The sequence below is a fragment of the Novosphingobium sp. genome (assembly GCF_032093395.1).
GTDB lineage: Bacteria > Pseudomonadota > Alphaproteobacteria > Sphingomonadales > Sphingomonadaceae > Novosphingobium.
Window position 1 is genome coordinate 65075 of sequence record NZ_DAMDBA010000003.1, and the last position, 17468, is coordinate 82542.

General features: G+C 65.4%; 17 protein-coding genes and 1 pseudogene. 7 read left to right on the plus strand and 11 right to left on the minus strand.

The genetic code is table 11. The features are described from left to right. Both RT424_RS01685 and RT424_RS01690 read left to right on the plus strand, forming a co-directional pair. Nucleotides 1-963, plus strand: a pseudogene (locus RT424_RS01685) (DNA gyrase subunit B); the annotation flags it as partial. Between the two features lie 96 nt (nt 964-1059). Continuing rightward, the gene (locus tag RT424_RS01690) at nt 1060-1662 is read left to right on the plus strand and encodes a lysozyme (RefSeq protein ID WP_313434039.1); all 603 of its coding nucleotides are present in this window, start codon (nt 1060-1062) and stop codon (nt 1660-1662) included. Between the two features lie 53 nt (nt 1663-1715). Here RT424_RS01690 and RT424_RS01695 read toward each other — a convergent pair whose 3' ends face one another. After that, nucleotides 1716-2555, minus strand: a complete 840-nt coding sequence (locus RT424_RS01695; protein WP_313434041.1) for an arginyltransferase — start codon at nt 2553-2555, stop codon at nt 1716-1718. A 348-nt stretch (nt 2556-2903) separates the two neighbouring features. Continuing rightward, complete coding sequence (locus RT424_RS01700; protein ID WP_313434042.1) at nt 2904-4157, minus strand: threonine ammonia-lyase; 1254 nt, start codon at nt 4155-4157, stop codon at nt 2904-2906. A 211-nt stretch (nt 4158-4368) separates the two neighbouring features. Here RT424_RS01700 and RT424_RS01705 point away from each other — a divergent pair, with 211 nt between their 5' ends. Further along, the gene (locus tag RT424_RS01705; protein ID WP_313434044.1) at nt 4369-5265 is read left to right on the plus strand and encodes an NAD(P)-dependent oxidoreductase; all 897 of its coding nucleotides are present in this window, start codon (nt 4369-4371) and stop codon (nt 5263-5265) included. 47 nt (nt 5266-5312) lie between these two features. Beyond that, a complete protein-coding gene (locus tag RT424_RS01710) occupies nt 5313-6998 on the plus strand; it encodes an amidohydrolase (protein ID WP_409521424.1) in 1686 nt (561 codons plus the stop codon). A 50-nt stretch (nt 6999-7048) separates the two neighbouring features. Here RT424_RS01710 and tatC read toward each other — a convergent pair whose 3' ends face one another. The 8 genes from tatC to argS all read right to left on the minus strand — a co-directional run bounded on the left by tatC (nt 7049) and on the right by argS (nt 13879). Continuing rightward, complete coding sequence (tatC, locus tag RT424_RS01715; RefSeq protein WP_313434046.1) at nt 7049-7867, minus strand: twin-arginine translocase subunit TatC; 819 nt, start codon at nt 7865-7867, stop codon at nt 7049-7051. A gap of 33 nt (nt 7868-7900) precedes the next feature. Continuing rightward, nucleotides 7901-8326, minus strand: coding sequence for a Sec-independent protein translocase protein TatB (gene tatB, locus RT424_RS01720; protein ID WP_313434048.1), 426 nt, complete (start codon nt 8324-8326; stop codon nt 7901-7903). Between the two features lie 24 nt (nt 8327-8350). Next, on the minus strand, nt 8351-8590 hold the full coding sequence (locus tag RT424_RS01725) for a twin-arginine translocase TatA/TatE family subunit (RefSeq protein WP_313434049.1): 240 nt from the start codon (nt 8588-8590) through the stop codon (nt 8351-8353). A gap of 50 nt (nt 8591-8640) precedes the next feature. After that, the gene (gene scpB / locus RT424_RS01730; protein WP_313434051.1) at nt 8641-9348 is read right to left on the minus strand and encodes an SMC-Scp complex subunit ScpB; all 708 of its coding nucleotides are present in this window, start codon (nt 9346-9348) and stop codon (nt 8641-8643) included. A 1-nt stretch (nt 9349) separates the two neighbouring features. Beyond that, nucleotides 9350-10162, minus strand: coding sequence for a segregation and condensation protein A (locus tag RT424_RS01735; RefSeq protein ID WP_409521418.1), 813 nt, complete (start codon nt 10160-10162; stop codon nt 9350-9352). A 2-nt stretch (nt 10163-10164) separates the two neighbouring features. After that, the gene (nagZ, locus tag RT424_RS01740) at nt 10165-11175 is read right to left on the minus strand and encodes a beta-N-acetylhexosaminidase (RefSeq protein ID WP_313434053.1); all 1011 of its coding nucleotides are present in this window, start codon (nt 11173-11175) and stop codon (nt 10165-10167) included. Between the two features lie 190 nt (nt 11176-11365). After that, entirely contained in the window at nt 11366-12127 is a 762-nt protein-coding gene (locus tag RT424_RS01745; protein ID WP_313434054.1) for an SPOR domain-containing protein, read from the minus strand. Between the two features lie 3 nt (nt 12128-12130). Then, on the minus strand, nt 12131-13879 hold the full coding sequence (argS, locus tag RT424_RS01750; protein WP_313434056.1) for an arginine--tRNA ligase: 1749 nt from the start codon (nt 13877-13879) through the stop codon (nt 12131-12133). A gap of 165 nt (nt 13880-14044) precedes the next feature. Between argS and RT424_RS01755 the strand changes: the two genes are divergently transcribed. From RT424_RS01755 to RT424_RS01765, 3 genes are all read left to right on the plus strand, one after another. Then, nucleotides 14045-14566 carry a hypothetical protein gene (locus RT424_RS01755; RefSeq protein WP_313434057.1) on the plus strand — a complete coding sequence of 174 codons (522 nt, stop codon included), beginning with the start codon at nt 14045-14047 and terminating at the stop codon, nt 14564-14566. A gap of 63 nt (nt 14567-14629) precedes the next feature. After that, nucleotides 14630-15964, plus strand: coding sequence for a tRNA (N6-isopentenyl adenosine(37)-C2)-methylthiotransferase MiaB (miaB, locus tag RT424_RS01760; protein ID WP_313434059.1), 1335 nt, complete (start codon nt 14630-14632; stop codon nt 15962-15964). Continuing rightward, entirely contained in the window at nt 15961-16656 is a 696-nt protein-coding gene (locus RT424_RS01765; RefSeq protein WP_313434061.1) for an alpha/beta fold hydrolase, read from the plus strand. Before miaB ends, RT424_RS01765 begins: the two co-directional genes overlap by 4 nt. Nucleotides 16657-16773: 117 nt before the next feature. Here the strand turns inward: RT424_RS01765 and RT424_RS01770 are convergent, their stop codons facing one another. Beyond that, the gene (locus RT424_RS01770; protein WP_313434063.1) at nt 16774-17355 is read right to left on the minus strand and encodes a hypothetical protein; all 582 of its coding nucleotides are present in this window, start codon (nt 17353-17355) and stop codon (nt 16774-16776) included. Nucleotides 17356-17468: the final 113 nt, after the last annotated feature.

Below are 17468 nucleotides of genomic sequence, written 5' to 3' on the forward strand. Positions count from 1 at the left end.
ACCGACGCCGACGTCGACGGCGCGCATATCCGCACGCTGCTGCTGACCTTCTTCCATCGCCAGATGCCCGACATCATCCGCTCGGGACACCTCTTCATCGCCCAGCCGCCACTCTACAAGGTCGCGAAGGGGCGTTCGGAAGTCTACCTCAAGGACAACCCCGCGCTCGACCGCTACCTGGTGGAGGCCGGCCTTTCGGGTCGCGTCCTGGAAACCGAAGGCGGCGCCCGCACCGGGGCGGACCTTGAGGCGCTGGTCGAACATGCGATCCGCATGCGCAACATCATGGGCTTCGTTCCGCGCCGCTTCGACCCCGTCATCATCGAAGCCCTGGCCATTGCCGGCGCCTTCGCGCCCGATCTTTCCGCCGCGGACCGCACTTCGGCGCTGAACCGCGCAACCCAGTGGCTCGACCTGGGCGATCCCGAAGCGCGGTGGTCGGCCCGCCTCACTGAGGCCGGCAACCTTGAGATCGAACGTCTCTGGCGCGGCGTCACCGATCATCACAAGATCGAGGCCGGCTTCCTCGCCAGCGCGGAGGCGCGCAAGCTCGCCAAGCTCGCGGTGGAAAATTCGGAAGTCTATTCCGCCACCGCCCGTTTCGTCCGCGCCACTGCGGCAGCCGTGGAAGCGGAAGCGACCGATGGCGACGACGAAGCACCGGCAACCCGTCCCACCGCCGGTGGCGACATCATCAGCCGCCCGTCGCAACTGCTCGAAGCCGTGTTGGCCGCGGGCCGCAAGGGTCTCTCGATCCAGCGCTACAAAGGGCTGGGCGAGATGAATGCCGAGCAGCTTTGGGAAACCACGCTCGATCCGGAAAACCGCGCCCTGCTCCAGGTCAAGGTCGAGGATGCCGACGTCACCGACGAAATCTTCACCCGCCTGATGGGCGACGTGGTGGAACCGCGCCGCGACTTCATCCAGGAAAACGCGCTCAACGTCGCCAATCTCGACGTCTGACGAATTGGGAAAACGGTTTCGCCGCAAGAAACCGTTTTCCTACACCACCCGATCCGGCTTACTTGATCGGCCTTTTCCTCAAACAAGGAGAGGCCGATGCTCTACCGCAAGCCGATTTTCGATGAAGTACGCCTTCTGCTCGGGCGTGGTTTCACCACCGCCGAAGTCGCTGCCCTCGATCATGCAATCGATAAGGCCTTGGGCGACGTTACAGCCCCTGTCTTCACCGCCCCACTCTTGTCGCTGGGAGCCGCTGGACAGGCCTTGATCCGCAAATGGGAAGGCTGTGCGCGGCGTCGGCCCGATGGCATGATCGAAGCCTATCCCGACCCCGGCAGCCGAGATGGCACGCCATGGACGATAGGCTGGGGCTCCACCGGGCCGGATGTCGGTCCAGGAACGGTCTGGTCGCAGGCGCAATGCGATGCCCGCTTCGATGCCGCGCTCGTCCGCTATGCCCAGGAAGTCATTGCCGCCCTCGGCGATACAGAGACGTCGCAAGGCCAGTTCGATGCGCTGGTTTCGTTTCACTACAATACGGGCGCTATCGCCAAGGCGACCCTAACTAAGCTGCATCGGCAAGGCCGCCATGCCGAAGCGGCGGCGCAGTTCGGCAAGTGGATCTACAACGACGGCAAAGTCATGGAAGGCCTGAAGCGGCGCCGGGCCGAAGAAGCAGCACTCTACGCCACTGCATGAACGTTTTGCCAAGGGTGCCGGCCAAGGCGGGCGCCCTTAGGTTATTACGCGTGTTATCGGGTGATCGATGGAACTCCGTCCTTGCGGGCGCCCTCGTTCACCTCTTCCCGGCTGCGCGGATTGGCGACGGCGGCGGCGATCAGCCGGTCGTGCTCGGCTGGAGAAATGCGCTCCCACCCTGCCCGGCCCAGCTTTTCCATGGGCCGGAAGCGGACCTTGTACTGCATGCGCGCCGCGCCCTCTACCCAGTAGCCGAGGTAGACATAAGCCAGGGCCATTTCGGCAGCGCGGCGAATGTGATCAAGAATGACGTAAGTGCCCAACCCCTGACGACCTTCGTGATGAGGATCGTAGAAGCTGTAGATCATAGACAATCCGTCGCACTGCCGATCGGTCAGGCAAGCGGCTACCAGGCGGCCGGGCGTTATCCCGTCGTCGGAAGGCTCGCGATATTCGATGACGTAGCTGGTGACGGGCGTGTGTTCCACCATGTCGGCGAAATCCACTTCGTCCATGGACGTCATGCCGCCTTCGGGATGACGAACGGACAGGTAGCGCTGCAGGAGATCGAACTGCTCGCTGGTGGACCAGGGCCGACAGATGGTGGCGACCAGATCGCCGTTGCGCTTCAGCAGACGTTTCTGCGTACCGGACGGCGCGAATTCATTCGCCACCACCCGCACCGAGACGCAGGCGTTGCAGTCAAGACAGGAGGGGCGATAGGCCACGGTCTGGCTGCGACGGAAGCCGATGCGCCCCAACGCATCGTTGAGCGAATCGGCGTGCGGCCCCTTCAGTTCGGTGAAGACCTTCCGCTCGCTGCGTCCCGGCAAGTAGGGGCACGGAGCCGGGCTGGTCACGAAGAACCGGGGAAAGCGAACGGGTGCCGTCACGGACGAAAGTGATCCTCTAGCCTGATGGAGGCCGCCGCCATGCCGACAGTGCCTCCTGTTAGCCCTGAATATGCCCAGCCCATACGCCGGTTGAAAGCGTTTTAACCACGAAACGAGCCCGACCCGTATCAAAATCGAGACCAACGGGGTGCTGATTCCGTCCGGTTGTCCCGCTTTGGTTCTTTTTCCCGGTCGGAGGTTAGCGGAATGCATGCATACAGTTAACGCCCGAACGCGCGCCGATCCCTCTCCCCGTGCAGATTCGCAAAGGCGGGGGACAGCCGATGCCGCCCCCCGCCTTATTGTAGATGGCTTTCACGCGATTCGCGTGACCCGTTTCAATTCAGGCTATTCCGTCTCGACCTGCTTCACTTCGTAACCTTCGCGGCGGAGCGCGGCGACGAGCGCATCGAGTTGATTCTTGTCACGCGCCTCGCATTCGATCTCCGTGACCAGACCCTTGGCCGGAAGGTGCGTGAAGATGCGCTGGTGGAAGACCTCGATGATGTTCACGTTGTGCTCGTGGAACACCTTGGCCACCTTGAACAGCGCGCCCGCGCGATCCTGGAGACCGATCCGCAGACGCGCAAGGCGGCCGGATCGTGCCAGGTCGCGAAGCAGGACATTGGCCAGCAGGCGCGTGTCGATATTGCCGCCCGACAGCACGATACCCACCTTGCGGCCCGTGAACAGCTCCGGATTGGCCATGACCGCCGCAAGGCCCGTGGCGCCCGCGCCTTCGACCAGCGTCTTTTCGATCTGGAGCAACAAGGCCAGCGCGCTCTCGATACCCGGTTCGCTGACGAGCAGGAACTCGTCGAGCAGTTCGCGCAGCACCGAGGACGTGAACTGGCCCGGCGCGAAGACCGCGATGCCTTCCGCCAGAGTGTCGCCGCCGATCGGCAGGCTGGTACCCTTGAGCAGGTTGTACATCGAGGGATAGAGCTGCGCCTCCACACCGACGAGGCGAATGTCCGGATTGATCGCACGCGCCGCGGTGCCCATGCCGGTAGCAAGGCCGCCGCCGCCGATCGGCAGCACCAGGGTGTCGAGGTCCGGCACGTCCTCCAGCATTTCCAGTGCGACGGTGCCCTGCCCCGCCGCGACGTGCGGATGATCGAACGGGTGGATGAAAGTCAGCCCCAGTTCGGTTTCCAGCTTGCGGGCATGGGCATAGGCCTCGTCGAAGCTCTCGCCCTCCAGCACGACCTTGCCGCCGACGCTTTCGGTCTGCATCACTTTCACGGTCGGCGTGGTGCGCGGCATCACGATCGTAACCGGCACGCCCAGTCGGGTGCCGTGATACGACAGGCCCTGCGCGTGGTTTCCGGCCGAAGCGGCGATCACGCCGCGCGATTTGCGTTCCTCATCCAGAAGCAGAAGAGCATTGAGCGCGCCGCGTTCCTTGTAGGCGGCGGTGAACTGAAGGTTTTCGAACTTGAGCCAGATGTCCGCGCCGGTGATCGCGCTGAGCGTGGTGGAATGAAGCGTGGGGGTACGAACGACCTTGCCGATAATCCGCTCGGCCGCCGCACGAACATCTTCGGCAGTCAGCGTGGCCTGTTCGGGCTCCGCAGCGATCTTGAGCAATGGCTGTTCCATGATGGCCGCGCCTAAAGGAAAGCGTGCCGAATGGAAAGCGGCGCGTTAGGAAAAATTCCCTTCTCGGTTTCGCGCTGTAATATTGTTGTTTGAATTCCGGCACGAGGAAGCCACCCTCCGCTGCCCGATGCAGAGCAGACTACGCCGAAACGAACAGATTTCGCTGCTTCTTGCGGTTTGCTTTCGTGCAAAAACCGCTAGAACGCTTGCCATGAGCGAAAAACGCAAGGTTTCCTTCATCGGCCTGGGTGTTATGGGCGGTGCCATCGCGCGGCATATCGCGCTGGCCGGTCACGAACTCACCATCTTCAATCGCTCGCCCGAGCGGGCGCACAAGTGGTCGCAGGACAACCCCGGCCTCGCCCATCGCATCGCCGCGAATCCGGCGCATGCGGCGCAGGACGCGGACGTGGTCATCACCTGCGTCGGCAACGACGACGATCTTTCCGAAGTCGTGCTCGGTCCCAACGGCGTGTTCCGCATGCTGAAGAAGGGCGGCGTCTTCATCGACCACACCACCGTTTCCGCCCGCATCGCCCGCCAGATCTCGGTCGAGGCGCGGGACTTGCGCATTCACTGCGTCGATGCGCCGATGACGGGATCGCAAATCGGTGCCGAAAAGGGCACACTCACCCTCATGTGCGGCGGCCGCGACGAAGCGATCGAGGCTGCGCATCCGGTGATGGAGGCCTATTCCAGCCGCATCGTCCATGTCGGCAAGGCGGGCTCAGGCCAGATCGCCAAGATGGCCAACCAGATCTGCATCGCCGGCAATGTGGCCGCCCTGGCCGAAGCCGTTCGCTTCGCCCAGGCCTCCCACCTCGACATGGACAAAGTCTACGAGGCCATCTCCGGCGGGGCCGCCCAATCCTGGCAGATGGACAACCGCTGGCAGACGATGAACGAGGACAAGTTCGATTTCGGCTTCGCCATCGACTGGATGCGCAAGGACTTGGGCCTCAGCCTCGATGAAGGGCGCGGCCTGGGCGTATCGTTGCCGGTCGCCGCGCTGATCGACCAGTTCTTTGCCGATATCCAGGCGCAGGGAGGCGGCCGCCTCGATACCAGCGCCATTATCAAGCGGCTCCCGAAGAAGGGTATCAAGTGAATTCCAGGACAGGCGCAGCCATCGCGCTGCTGCTCGCTTCCACCGCCATCGCGGCTGGCCCCGCACTGGCGCCAAGTGCCTTTGCCGACGTTCTCGTGGACAATGTCGATGGCACGACGGCAGACGGCAAGGGCGGCGTGGAGCGGTTCGAAGGCTTCCTGATCGACAATGACGGACGCATCGCGGACGTCTACAAGCATGGCGACAAACGGCCTAAGAAGGTCGACTATCAGGTGGACGGCAAGGGCCGCGCGGTGGTGCCGGGCATGATCGATGCCCACGGCCACGTCATGGGCACCGGCTTCGCGAAGATGACGCTGGACCTGTCCATGGCCAAGTCGCTCGAAGAGGCGCTTTCGCGAATCTCCGCCTGGGCGGCCGCCCATCCGGACGCGCCCTGGATCCTCGGCAGCGGCTGGAACCAGGTGCAATGGGGGCTGGACCGCATGCCCACCGCCGCCGAGCTGGACGGCGCGACCGGCGGCAAGCCTGCCTGGCTCACCCGCGTCGACGGCCACGCCGGCTGGGCTAATTCTGCCGCGATTTCGGCGGCCGGCGTCACCGCCGCAACCGCCAACCCCGCCGGAGGAGAGATTCTGCGCGCGGCCGGTGGCAAGCAGCCCTCCGGCGTCTTCGTGGACGGTGCCATGGCGCTGGTCGAAGCGAAGATGCCCAAGCCCCGGCCGGAGGATCGCGATACCGCTCTGGGCGAGGCGCAACTGGCGCTGCTGGCTCAAGGCGTCACCGCCATTGCCGATATGGGCACCTCGATCGAGGACTGGCAATCGATGCGCCGCACCGCCGACGCCGGCCGCTTGCGTATCCGCATCGTCGCTTATGCCGACGGCATCGACAACATGACGCTGATCGGCGGTCCCCGCCCCACGCCGTGGCTCTATGAAGACCGGCTCAAGATGAACGGGGTGAAGCTCTATCTCGACGGCGCGCTGGGTTCGCGCGGGGCCTGGCTGAAGCAGCCCTACGCCGATGCCGCCGGCACGACCGGCCTGCCGCGCATGAACGAGACGCAGCTCAACAACCTCATGAGCCGCGCCGCGATGGACAACTATCAGGTCGCGGTCCACGCCATCGGCGACAAGGCCAACGCCACCGTGCTCGATTCGATCGAAGAGCTTTCGGCTACCTACAAGGGCGATCGCCGCTGGCGCATCGAACATGCGCAGATCGTCGATCCCGCCGACCTGCCGCGCTTCGGCAGGTTCGGCACGATCGCCTCGATGCAGCCGCAGCACCAGGCTTCGGACCGGACGATGGCCGAAGCCCGCCTGGGGCCGAGCAGGCTCGCCGGTGCCTATTCGTGGAAATCGATTGCTGCAACCGGCGCCAAGCTAGCCTTCGGCTCGGATACCCCGGTCGAACCTGCCAAGCCCTTCGTCGGCCTCGCCGTCGCCATTTCGCGCCAGGGCGCTGACGGCCAGCCCTTCAACGGGTGGCAGCCGCAGGAAGCGTTGAGCCGCGAAGCCGCGCTCAATGCCTATACCACCGGTGCGGCCTATGCGATGTTCGCGGAGGATCGCCTCGGCCGCATCGCCAAGGGCTATCGCGCGGACTTCCTGTTCGTCGATGCCGATCCGATGCTGGCAACGCCCGACAAGCTGCGCACCACGCAAGTTCTCGAGACCTGGATCGGCGGGAAGCTGGCCTGGTCGTCGTCCAAGGATCGCGTGATCCCCACGAAGGATGTTCCTGCGAAGGTGGAGGCAGGCCGCTAAAAAAGCGAGCAGGTGGGGAACGGCGACGTTCCCCCCTCTCGCATGTCAGGTCACGCTGTGGGCGTGCCGCTCTCGACCGCGGCCTGGGTTTCCTCGACCGCCTTGTCGCGCGCATCGCGCTTTTCGGTGAACCACATGAACAGCAACGTGCCCTCGTAAAGCGCCAGCAGCGGCACCGCGAGGAGAAGCTGCGAGATCACGTCGGGCGGAGTTGCCACGGCCGCGATGATGAAAATGCCAACGATGGCGTAGCGGCGAGCGGCAACACACTGCGCGCGTGTGATGATACCGGCGCGGTTGAGCAGCATCAGCAGCACCGGCAGCAGGAAGCTGATTCCGAAGGCCAGGATGAACTGCATCACCAGTGCCAGGTAATCGCCGGTGCCCGGCAACGCTTCCAGCTTGAGCCCGCCCTTCTGGCCCTCGAAGCCAAGGAAGAAGTGGAAAGCCGTAGGCATGACTACGTAGTAGGCCAGCGCCGCGCCCATCGTGAAGAGCACGGGAGTCGCGACCAGAAACGGCAGGAAGGCCTTCTTCTCCTTGGCGTAGAGCCCCGGCGCCACGAAGGCCCAGATCTGGTTTGCGATCACCGGGAAGCTGACGAAGAAAGCGGCGAAGAGCGCGATCTTCACTTCCACGAAGAAGGCTTCGTAGAGCTTGGTGTAGATCAGCTTGCCCTGGCCCGGCGGAAACGCCTCGGTCAGCGGACGCACGAGGAAGGCGAAGATGTCGCCGGAGAAGTAGAAGCAGATCCCGAAGGCCACCGCGAAAGCCAGGAAGGCCCGCACGAGGCGGGCGCGCAGTTCGATCAGATGGTCGAGCAGCGGCGCCTGCGAATCGTCGATGTCTGAAATGCGGAAGGGCTGCATGGTGCGGCTTCTAACAGAGGAACGGGGCTGAAATCAGGGCGGCGGCGGCGGAAGATGCAGCTCTGCCTGCCCGGATGGCTTCGCTTCGGCGGAACGACCTGCCCCGGAAGCTGCCGTCTGCGGGTTGGCTTCGGGCTGCGCCGACGGCGCATCCACGGCCGGGTGCGATTCGGCGAGCCCCGCTGAATCCGTGGGCGCCGACATCTGGTCAAGGTCGGGCAGAACCGGGTTGGCCTTCATGATGGCCTCGTTCTGCTCGCGCCACTTGCGTTCCATTTCCTCCAGTTCGGCCTCGCGCACCATGGCGTCGATGCCGGAGCGGAAGTGACCGGAAATCTTGCGCATCTTGCCGATCCATCGCCCGGCCGTGCGCATCGCCAAAGGCATGTCCTTCGGCCCTATGACGACGACCGCCACGATGACGATCAGCAACAGTTCTGAAGCACCGATATCGAACATCGCGGGCGCGGGTCCGGCGCGTTCTTACGACTGTTCGGTCTTGTTTTCGGCCTTCGCCGGACTCACAGGAGCATCGCCCTGCTGGGCGGTGATCTGCGGGGCAGTCGTGGACGAGGCCTTGTTCTCTTCCTCGTTCATGCCCTGCTTGAAGCTTTTGATGCCCTTGCCGAAGTCACCCATGATTTCCGAAACGCGGCCGCGTCCGAACAGCACGAGCACGATCACCAGGACGATCATCCAGTGCCAGATCGAGAAGCTACCCATAACCTCAACTCCAAAAACCCTGCGACCGATTCCGATCGCATAGTGCCCATCTAGGCACTTTCCCCCGAACTTGCCAGCCTGTCATTGTTCTGACCAGCCACCGTAGCCTGAGCGTCATCTTCGTCGAACAGGTCGCGATCCTCAAGGCTCTCGGTCCCGTCCCCGTCCGGTTCCTCGTCTTCGCCGGGCACCTTTCCGGGACGCAGGCCGGTCTGGATCATCTCGTCATCCACAGGATCGAGCAGACCCGCCGCGCGCAGTTCCTCCAGCCCCGGCAGTTCACGCAGCGAGCCAAGTCCGAAATGGGCCAGGAAATCGGGCGTAGTGGCGTAGATCACCGGACGGCCCGGCACCTCGCGGCGCCCGGCGACGCGCACCCAGCCGGCCTCCATCAGCACGTCGAGCGTGCCCTTGGCCGTCTGCACGCCGCGGATCGCCTCGATCTCCGCGCGGCTGACCGGCTCGTGATAGGCGACGATCGCGAGAACCTCGGTCGCGGCGCGCGAAAGGCGGCGCACGTCCTCCTTCTCGCGGCGCAGCAGGTGCGCAAGATCGGGCGCGGTCTCGAAGTGCCAGCGCTTGCCACGCTCCACCAGCAGCACGCCGCGCCCTTCGTAGTCGGCCTGCAACCGGGCGAGCGCCGGGCGCACATCGGCCTGGCCGAGGTGGCCCGAAATCTGCTCGACCGTGAGCGGTTGCTCCGCCGCGAACAGCGTCGCCTCCACGGCGCGCGTCAGGTCATCCATCGATTGCTGCATCTTACTTACAGGCCTTGAGGCGAAGCGGACCGAATGTCTGCTCCTGTGCGATCTCGGCCTTGCCGGTACGCGCGAGTTCGAGGGCGGCAACGAAGCTGGAGGCCAGCGCCGAGCGGCGCAATTGCGGATTGGCCCAGCTATCGCTGGCGGTGGGAAGGAAATCGCGAAGGTCCATCCAGTCGAGCGAGACGCCCAACATCGACGATACGCGGGCGATGGCGCTGTCCAGGGTCATGACCATGCGTTCGCGAACCATGTGGACCACCGGCTGGCTGCGTACTTTCACATCGCCATAAGCACGCACCAGATCGTACCACGAGCATTGCCAGGCCGACTTGCGCTCAACGCGCAGGCCTTCCGGAGCGCCGCGCAGGAAGACGTCGCGGCCCAACCGATCGCGCGCCATGAGCCGCGCCGCCGCCTCGCGCATGGCGCCAAGGCGTTGCAGGCGCAGTTGCAGGCGCAGCGCGAGTTCTTCGGGACTGGGATCGGCCTGCTCGTCCTTGGGCAGCAGCAGCGCCGATTTCAGGTAGGCCAGCCAGGCCGCCATCACCAGATAGTCCGCCGCCAGTTCCAGCCGCAGCGCCTCGGCCTGCTCGATATAGTCGAGGTAGGCCGCCACCAGTTCGAGGATGGAGATTCGGCGCAAGTCCACCTTCTGCCGCCGCGCAAGGTCGAGCAGGAGGTCGAGCGGCCCTTCCCAGCCGTCGATTTCCAGATAGAGCGCTTCCTTGCGGGCTTCGGCACGCTCCTCGCCGTCCCAGGCGGCATCGGAGCCGGGCAGGCCCAGCGGAAGTTCGGAAGCTGTCGCCACGTTCAGGCCACCAGCGCCAGCAGGGCATCGCGCCGCGCCAGCAGTTCCGCGTGGGTGCCGGTGGCCTGCGCGCCCGCAACCGAGCCGAGCGCAAGCTCCAGCTTGTCGACGGTCTGCGCATCCATCGTCGGTAGCCGTGCGGCAATGCCGGTCATGTCGTCCATCTTCGCCCAGCAGTTCAGCGCCAGGTCGCAGCCCGCCGCGATCGCGCGTTCCGCCAGTTCGGGCACGCTGCCGGACAGGGCCTGCATGTCGAGATCGTCGCTCATCAGCAGGCCGGTGAAGCCGATGCGCTCGCGGATGATCTCGCGGATCACGAATGGCGAGAGGGTGGCGGGATTTTCCGCATCCCAGGCGGTGTAGCGCACATGCGCGGTCATGCCGAAAGGCACGTCCCTGAGCGTGCGAAACGGCTCGATATCGCGCTCAAGTTCCTCTTCGCCCGCCTCGACCGTGGGCAATTCCTTGTGACTGTCCGCCATGGCGCGGCCGTGGCCGGGGATGTGCTTCACACAGCCGACGATCCCGGCGCGCGCCAGACCCTGGAGCGTCGCGCGGCCCAGCGCCGCCACGCGCATCGGGTCGGCGCCGAAAGAGCGGTCCCCGACGATGTCGTGCGCGCCGGGATGGCGCACGTCGAGCGGCGGGTGGCAGTCGGCGGTCACGCCCACTTCCGCAAGGTCCAGCCCGAGTGCCTCGGCATTGTCCCGCGCGGCTTCGATCGCGCTGGCGGGGGCGAGATCGTAGAGCTTGTCGAAGGCTTCGCCCGGCGGATAGGCGCACCACACCGGCGGCTTCATCCGCGCGACGCGGCCGCCCTCCTGGTCGATGGTGATATAGAGCCGATCGCGGCCGTGAATGGACCGCAAATCGTCGGTAAGGGCCCGAAGTTGCTCGCGGTCCTGCACGTTGCGGCCGAACAGAATGTAGCCGGCCGGATCGGCATCGCGGAAGAACGCGCGCTCGTCGGCGCTGAGGGTCAGCCCGGAAAGGCCGAAGATGGCGGGTGTCATAATCGCGGTTGGTCGCAGGATTCTGCGATTTTCGCAAGATTTCGGAGGTCGGGAAGTGTGGAAAGGGGGAAGTCCTGGGGGATGATCCCCCAGACCCTCGGAATGTCAGCGCCGCGCGCTACCTACCCGTATCGCGCTCCCGGCGGCGCTGAATTGCTTCGCTACGCTCGCAATGACGAGCGAGGAGCCTTCACTGCTTCACCTGACAGCTCAAGCCGGCCGACTTCATCCCGCTGCACAGCGCGCGCGCTGCGGCGAGATCGCCGGGTACGGCCTGGAGGCGGTAGACCTTGCCGATGTCCGCCTGCCCTTCGACGATGCGATGATTCACGCCAGACAGCGCGGGATACTGCACCTTCAGCGCGTTCCAGCCTGCTTCCGCAGTAGGCTTCGAGGTATAGGCGCCGACCTGCACGCCCACCCCGGTCACGACCGGTTCCGGTTTGGCCGATGCGCTGGCGCCAAGGGACGGCGCGGAGGATGGCGTGGAAGATGGCGGGGATACCGGCCGAACGGCGGCCGGCACGTCGCGCTGGTCGATCCGCGGCACGCGGCTCTGCCCTTCGGCGACCGCATAGCTGGTGTCGCCGGTGCCCGCCACGATGTCGCCGCCGGGGTTCTCCGGACGCGTCTTGTAGGGTTCCTTGGGCGCCTCGATCACGCCGCCGCTGGCGACCAGGGGCTGCTCCGCGTTCTGGCGCGTTGCCCACCAGATGCCCCCGACGATCACCAGGATGGCAACGACGGCGAGCGCCACGAGCAGCAGGGTCTGGCCGGAAGCACCGCCTTGCTGGTCTTCGAACTCCTCGTCCTCGCCTTCGAGCCAGGGCAGGCGCACGTCCCCATCACCGAGTTCGAGCTTGTTCGGAGCCTGCTCCGAATTCTCGAACCCTGCGGGGGAGCGCGCCGCGCTCAAGTCCCCGGCTTCCTGATTCTGGCCCCAGTTCGCCATGAGTTACATTTCCTCCACCGCCTCGACGCCGAGCAGCGCCAGGCCATTGCGGACAAGCTGCCCGATCTGCGCGGCCAGGAAAAGCCGTGCGCCGGTCAGGTTAGCGTCGGCAGCATTAACGAAGCGCTTTTCGACGCGGTCGTTGCCGAGATTCCAGTAGCCGTGGAAGGCGGCGGCGACATCGCCGAGGAAGAAGGCGATGCGGTGCGGTTCACGCGCGGCGGCCGCGGCTTCGACGATGCGGGGGAACTGGGCGGCCAGCTTGACCAGCTCCAGTTCCTCTTCGCCCAGCAGTTCGAGATGCTCGCCGGAAGGGGTGAAGCCGCCCTCGGCCAGGCCCTTGCGCAAGGTCGAGTGGACGCGGGCATTGGCGTACTGCACGTAGAATACCGGGTTGTCCTTCGACGCTTCCACCACCTTGGCGAAGTCGAAGTCCATCTGCGCTTCGGGCTTGCGGGTCAGCATGGTGAAGCGCACCACGTCCTTGCCCACTTCGGTGACGACTTCGGCCAGCGTCACGAAGTTGCCCGAACGCTTGGACATCTTCACCGGCTCGCCGTCGCGCAGCAGTTGGACCATCTGGACCAGCTTGATCTCGAACGGCGTCGGTTCACCGTCGGCGCCCGTCATGGCTGCGACGGCGGCCTTGATGCGCTTGACGGTGCCCGCGTGGTCCGCGCCCCAGATGTCCACCAGTGCGTCGGCGGTCTGGGCCTTCTGGAAGTGGTAGGCGAGGTCGGCCCCGAAGTAGGTCCAGGTGCCGTCCGACTTCTTGATCGGGCGGTCCTGATCGTCGCCGAACTGGGTGGAGCGGAACAGCGGCAGTTCCACCGCTTCCCAATCCTCAAGCGTCTTGCCCTTCGGCGCCTCGAGCACGCCGTCGTAGACGAGACCCTTGGCACGCAGCCACGCCTCGGCCTCGTCCGGCTTGCCCGATGCCTGAAGCTCGGCTTCCGAGGAGAACAGATCGTGGTGGATGCCCAGCAGCGCGAGATCCTGCCTGATCATCACCAGCATTGCGGCGACGGCCTTCTCCTGGAACAGAGCGAGCCAATCCGATTCGGGCGCGGCGACATACTTGTTGCCATATTCGGCGGCCAATTGCTGGCCCACCGGCACCAGGTAGTCGCCCGGATAAAGCCCCTCGGGAATCGCGCCTACGGCTTCACCGAGCGCCTCGCGATAGCGAACGTGCGCCGAGCGGGCGAGCACCTGCACCTGCGCGCCGGCGTCGTTGACGTAGTATTCCTTGATGACCTTGTGCCCGGCATATTCGAGCAGCGTCGCCAATGCATCGCCGACGACGGCACCGCGACAGTGGCCCATGTGCATCGGGCCGGTCGGGTTGGCCGAAACGTATTCGATGTTGACGGTGGTGCCGCCGCCGACGGTCGAGCGGCCATAGTCGGCGCCCTGCGCGGCGATGGCGCGCAGTTCGGCCAGCCAGGCGGCAGGCGACAGGCGCAAGTTGATGAAGCCGGGCCCGGCGATCTCGGCCGACGTCACCGAATCGAGCTTCGACAGTTCCGCCACCAGCGCTTCGGCCAGATCGCGCGGCTTCATGCCCGCGGGCTTGGACAGGACCATCGCCGCATTGGTCGAAAGGTCGCCGTGCGAGGCATCGCGCGGCGGCTCGACCGTGATCGCGCTTCGCTTCAGGCCGCCGGGCAGCGTGCCTGCTGCTTCGAGCGCATCGAGCGCGGCGTTGAGATGGCCTGCGAAGGCGGCGTAAAGGGTCTGGTTATCGCTCATGACGCGCGCGGATAGCGTAAGTGCGGGCAAAGGGGAACAGGCTGCAAGGCCGCCGCTTTCCCCGAAACTCGGGAAATATGCCGCAAGGATGTGCAATCCCCAACCTCCCGGCGGACGTTATCATGGCCTCCTGCGTTGCCCGAACGATGCAAAGGAGGTCACGCGATGTCCCTCTCCAACAAGACCGAAGCCGCCCTGCTCAGCCATGAAGACCGTGAGCTGGTGGCCAGTTCGCACCATCCGGCGATCGGCAAACACACGGATGAAGAGCTTCACGAGCTACGCCATCGCCTGAGAACGCTGCGCGACCGCGAGAAGACTCTGCTGCGTCAGAAACAGCGCGAAGTACGCGGCAAAGCCGAAGCGCGCGGAGGCAGCTTTCCGGGGCTGGTCGATCACCCCGCCAGGCGGAAGCAGGTATTTGCCCAAGCCCTGAAGCGGGTGAACAGCGAATTCACCCGATTGCGCAAAATCGCAGCGCGAGACGCGCTTACCGCGTCCGCCAGGCGCGCGCTGGCGATGCGCAAAGCCGGTGAACGTCACGTCCGGCCGGAAAATACGCCTGCTTCCGATCCGGGTTTGAACCCTATCACCAATCCGAAAGGCAGGGATCACATCCCCGGCAGCCAGATCGGCAGCGTTTCGCAAGCCACCAAACGCTCCCAAGCCATCAGCGACAACCGCTAGGGCTGAACGGACCGGAAACGCCACCCCTTCAAAATCGCCGCCAAGGCGTGTATCGGCGCGCCTATGCCAACCACCCAGATTCCCCGCACCTACCGGGTCAAGAGCTTCGGCTGCCAGATGAACGTCTACGACGGCGAGCGCATGGCCGAGCTGCTGGCCGAGCAGGGCATCACGGCCGCACCGGAAGGCGAAGAGGCCGACCTGGTCGTGCTCAACACCTGCCACATCCGCGAAAGAGCGGCGGAAAAGGTCTACTCGGACATCGGCCGCCTGAAACGCGGGGATGGCTCCACGCCGTTGATCGCGGTCGCCGGCTGCGTGGCGCAGGCCGAGGGCGACGAGATCATGAAGCGCTCGCCCGCCGTTAAGATGGTGGTCGGCCCGCAGGCCTATCATCGCCTGCCCGAGATGATCCGGGTGGCCAGCGAGGGCAAGCGCGTCACCGATACCGACATGCCAGCGGAGACGAAGTTCGATGCCCTTCCCCGCCGTCGCCGCTCCGGGCCCACCGCCTTCCTCACCGTGCAGGAAGGCTGCGACAAGTTCTGCACCTATTGCGTGGTGCCCTATACGCGCGGCGCCGAAGTCTCCCGCCCCCATGCCGACCTGATCGACGAGGCGAAGCGCCTGGTCGATGCCGGCGCGCGCGAGATCACGCTGCTCGGTCAGAACGTGAACGCCTGGTATGGCGAGGATGCGAAGGGGCGGAAGGTCGGGCTCGACGGGCTGATCCGCGAGCTGGCCGATATTCCCGATCTCGCCCGCATCCGCTACACCACCAGTCATCCCAACGACATGACCGACGCGCTGATCGCCGCGCATGGCGAGGTGGCGAAGCTGATGCCGTTCCTCCATCTGCCGGTTCAGGCGGGGAACGACCGCGTGCTGAAGGCGATGAACCGCAGCCACACGGCCGAAAGCTATCTGGAAATCCTCGACCGCGTGCGCGCGGTGCGGCCCGACATCGCGCTTTCGGGCGACTTCATCGTCGGGTTCCCCGGCGAGACCGATGCCGAGTTCGAGGATACGCTCAGGCTGGTCGATGCGGTGGGCTATGCCCAGTGCTTCAGCTTCAAGTATTCGCCGCGCGCAGGCACGCCTGCCGCGACGATGGACGATCAGATCGCGCCCGCCGTGATGGACGAGCGACTCCAGCGGCTACAGGCCGCGGTCAACCGCGACCAGTATGCCTTCAACAAGGCTTCGGTCGGCCGGACCTGCGAAGTCCTGGTGGAACGCAAGGGCAAGCTTCCCGGCCAGTGGCTGGGCAAGTCGCCCTGGCTGCAATCGGTCCACTTCATCGGTGAGGCCACGGTAGGCGATGTCGTCACCGTCGAGCTGATCGAGGCGGGTGGGAACTCGCTTTCCGCCAAAGTGCTGAGCAGCGTTCCCGCGTGACCGAGAAGCAAGCACTGGTTCTCGTTCCGGGGCTCTCCTGCGACCGCCATGTCTGGCAGGCGCAGACGAACGGACTTTCGGACATTGCCGATATCTCCATCGGCGACACGCTGAAGGACGATTCGATCGCGCTCATGGCCAGCCGCGTGCTGGAAGCCGCGCCGGAACGGTTCGCGATCGCGGGCTTCTCGATGGGCGGCTACGTGGCGATGGAAATCTGGCGCCGCGCACCGGAGCGGGTCACCCGGCTCGCCTTGGTAGATACCAATGCCCGCGCCGATACCGAGGAACAGGCCGCGCTGCGCCGTGCCGCCATCGCCACGGCCCGTTCGCGCGGGTTCGAATACGTGCTGCGCGGCTCGCTGCGCCAGCTGGTCGCGCCCGGCTGTCCCGAGGCGCTGTTCGAGGAGGTCGTGCAGATGGCCCTGCGCCTGGGCTTCGGCACCTACATGGACCAGCAGGCAGCGATCATGGATCGCGCCGATTCACTGGAGACGCTGCGCACGGTCACGGTTCCTGCCATGGTCATGGTGGGCGAGGCCGATGCCCTCACCCCGCCGCGTCTGGCGGAGGAAATGGTGCAGGCGCTGCCGGGCGCGGCTTACGAAGTGATTGCTGATGCCGGGCACATGGCGCCGATGGAGCAGCCGGAGGCGGTCAACGCCGCCTTCCGCCGGTGGCTCGGAGCTTGAGCGGTGCTTTTCGCGCCAACCCTCGCCCATAAAACTACCGTCATCCTGAACGACTACCGTCATCCTAATGACGTGCGCATTATGTGACGTGGCTGGACGGACAAACCCGCTCCATGCTCAATCCAGTGGCTTCAGCGCATCCTCCGCGATCACCGGCTTGCTGATCGGTGCCGCGTCGGCGCTCACTTCCGCGCTGGCATTGGCCGGATAGCCGCGTCCGGTGAAGCGGAGGCGCGATACGCCTTCCGTCATGCCGCCGCCCGAAACGCTGACCGCAAGGTCGCGCCAGCCATGCGACTTGCTGTCCAGTACGCCGACCGGAAGCTGGACCACGGTGGTCTCGCTCACCTGGATAAGGTCGCCGTCCTGGCGCTTGAGCACTACGAGATTGCAACCGCCCGTGCCGCAGAACATCGGACCGCCCAGATAGACCAGCACTTCGGGCGTGCCGTCGCCGTCAAGGTCGGTTTCGGCCGTGGCATATTGCAGTTTGCCAAGGTCGGTTGAGAGCGCATCCTTGTGATTGGCGCGGATCCAGTCCTCGGCGCTCATCGGCGTGGCCTCGGCGGCGGCTTCGCTGGCTTCGGCACTGGCGGTCGCCTCGGGTGGGGCGGCGTCCTTCTTGCAGGCGGCCAGCGAGAGGCCCAGGGCCAGGACAGGAGCGAACGCCAGCAGCCGGGCGCGGGATGTGCTTCTCATGGGCGGAGGCTAGCCGCTTGACGATGCCTCCTGCAAGACCCGTCCATCGCACGAGAAAGGGCCCCCGGCTTGCACCGGAGGCCCCCGCGACCCGCCTGGGACTCGTCCGACGC

What these genes read in the sequence shown, in the direction of transcription:
- RT424_RS01690 (WP_313434039.1), top strand. Translation starts at nt 1,060, where the DNA reads ATGCTCTACCGCAAGCCGATTTTCGATGAAGTACGCCTTCTGCTCGGG.
- RT424_RS01700 (WP_313434042.1), bottom strand. Translation starts at nt 4,157, where the DNA reads ATGGAACAGCCATTGCTCAAGATCGCTGCGGAGCCCGAACAGGCCACG.
- RT424_RS01705 (WP_313434044.1), top strand. Translation starts at nt 4,369, where the DNA reads ATGAGCGAAAAACGCAAGGTTTCCTTCATCGGCCTGGGTGTTATGGGC.
- tatC (WP_313434046.1), bottom strand. Translation starts at nt 7,867, where the DNA reads ATGCAGCCCTTCCGCATTTCAGACATCGACGATTCGCAGGCGCCGCTG.
- tatB (WP_313434048.1), bottom strand. Translation starts at nt 8,326, where the DNA reads ATGTTCGATATCGGTGCTTCAGAACTGTTGCTGATCGTCATCGTGGCG.
- RT424_RS01725 (WP_313434049.1), bottom strand. Translation starts at nt 8,590, where the DNA reads ATGGGTAGCTTCTCGATCTGGCACTGGATGATCGTCCTGGTGATCGTG.
- scpB (WP_313434051.1), bottom strand. Translation starts at nt 9,348, where the DNA reads ATGCAGCAATCGATGGATGACCTGACGCGCGCCGTGGAGGCGACGCTG.
- nagZ (WP_313434053.1), bottom strand. Translation starts at nt 11,175, where the DNA reads ATGACACCCGCCATCTTCGGCCTTTCCGGGCTGACCCTCAGCGCCGAC.
- RT424_RS01745 (WP_313434054.1), bottom strand. Translation starts at nt 12,127, where the DNA reads ATGGCGAACTGGGGCCAGAATCAGGAAGCCGGGGACTTGAGCGCGGCG.
- argS (WP_313434056.1), bottom strand. Translation starts at nt 13,879, where the DNA reads ATGAGCGATAACCAGACCCTTTACGCCGCCTTCGCAGGCCATCTCAAC.
- RT424_RS01755 (WP_313434057.1), top strand. Translation starts at nt 14,045, where the DNA reads ATGTCCCTCTCCAACAAGACCGAAGCCGCCCTGCTCAGCCATGAAGAC.
- miaB (WP_313434059.1), top strand. Translation starts at nt 14,630, where the DNA reads ATGCCAACCACCCAGATTCCCCGCACCTACCGGGTCAAGAGCTTCGGC.
- RT424_RS01770 (WP_313434063.1), bottom strand. Translation starts at nt 17,355, where the DNA reads ATGAGAAGCACATCCCGCGCCCGGCTGCTGGCGTTCGCTCCTGTCCTG.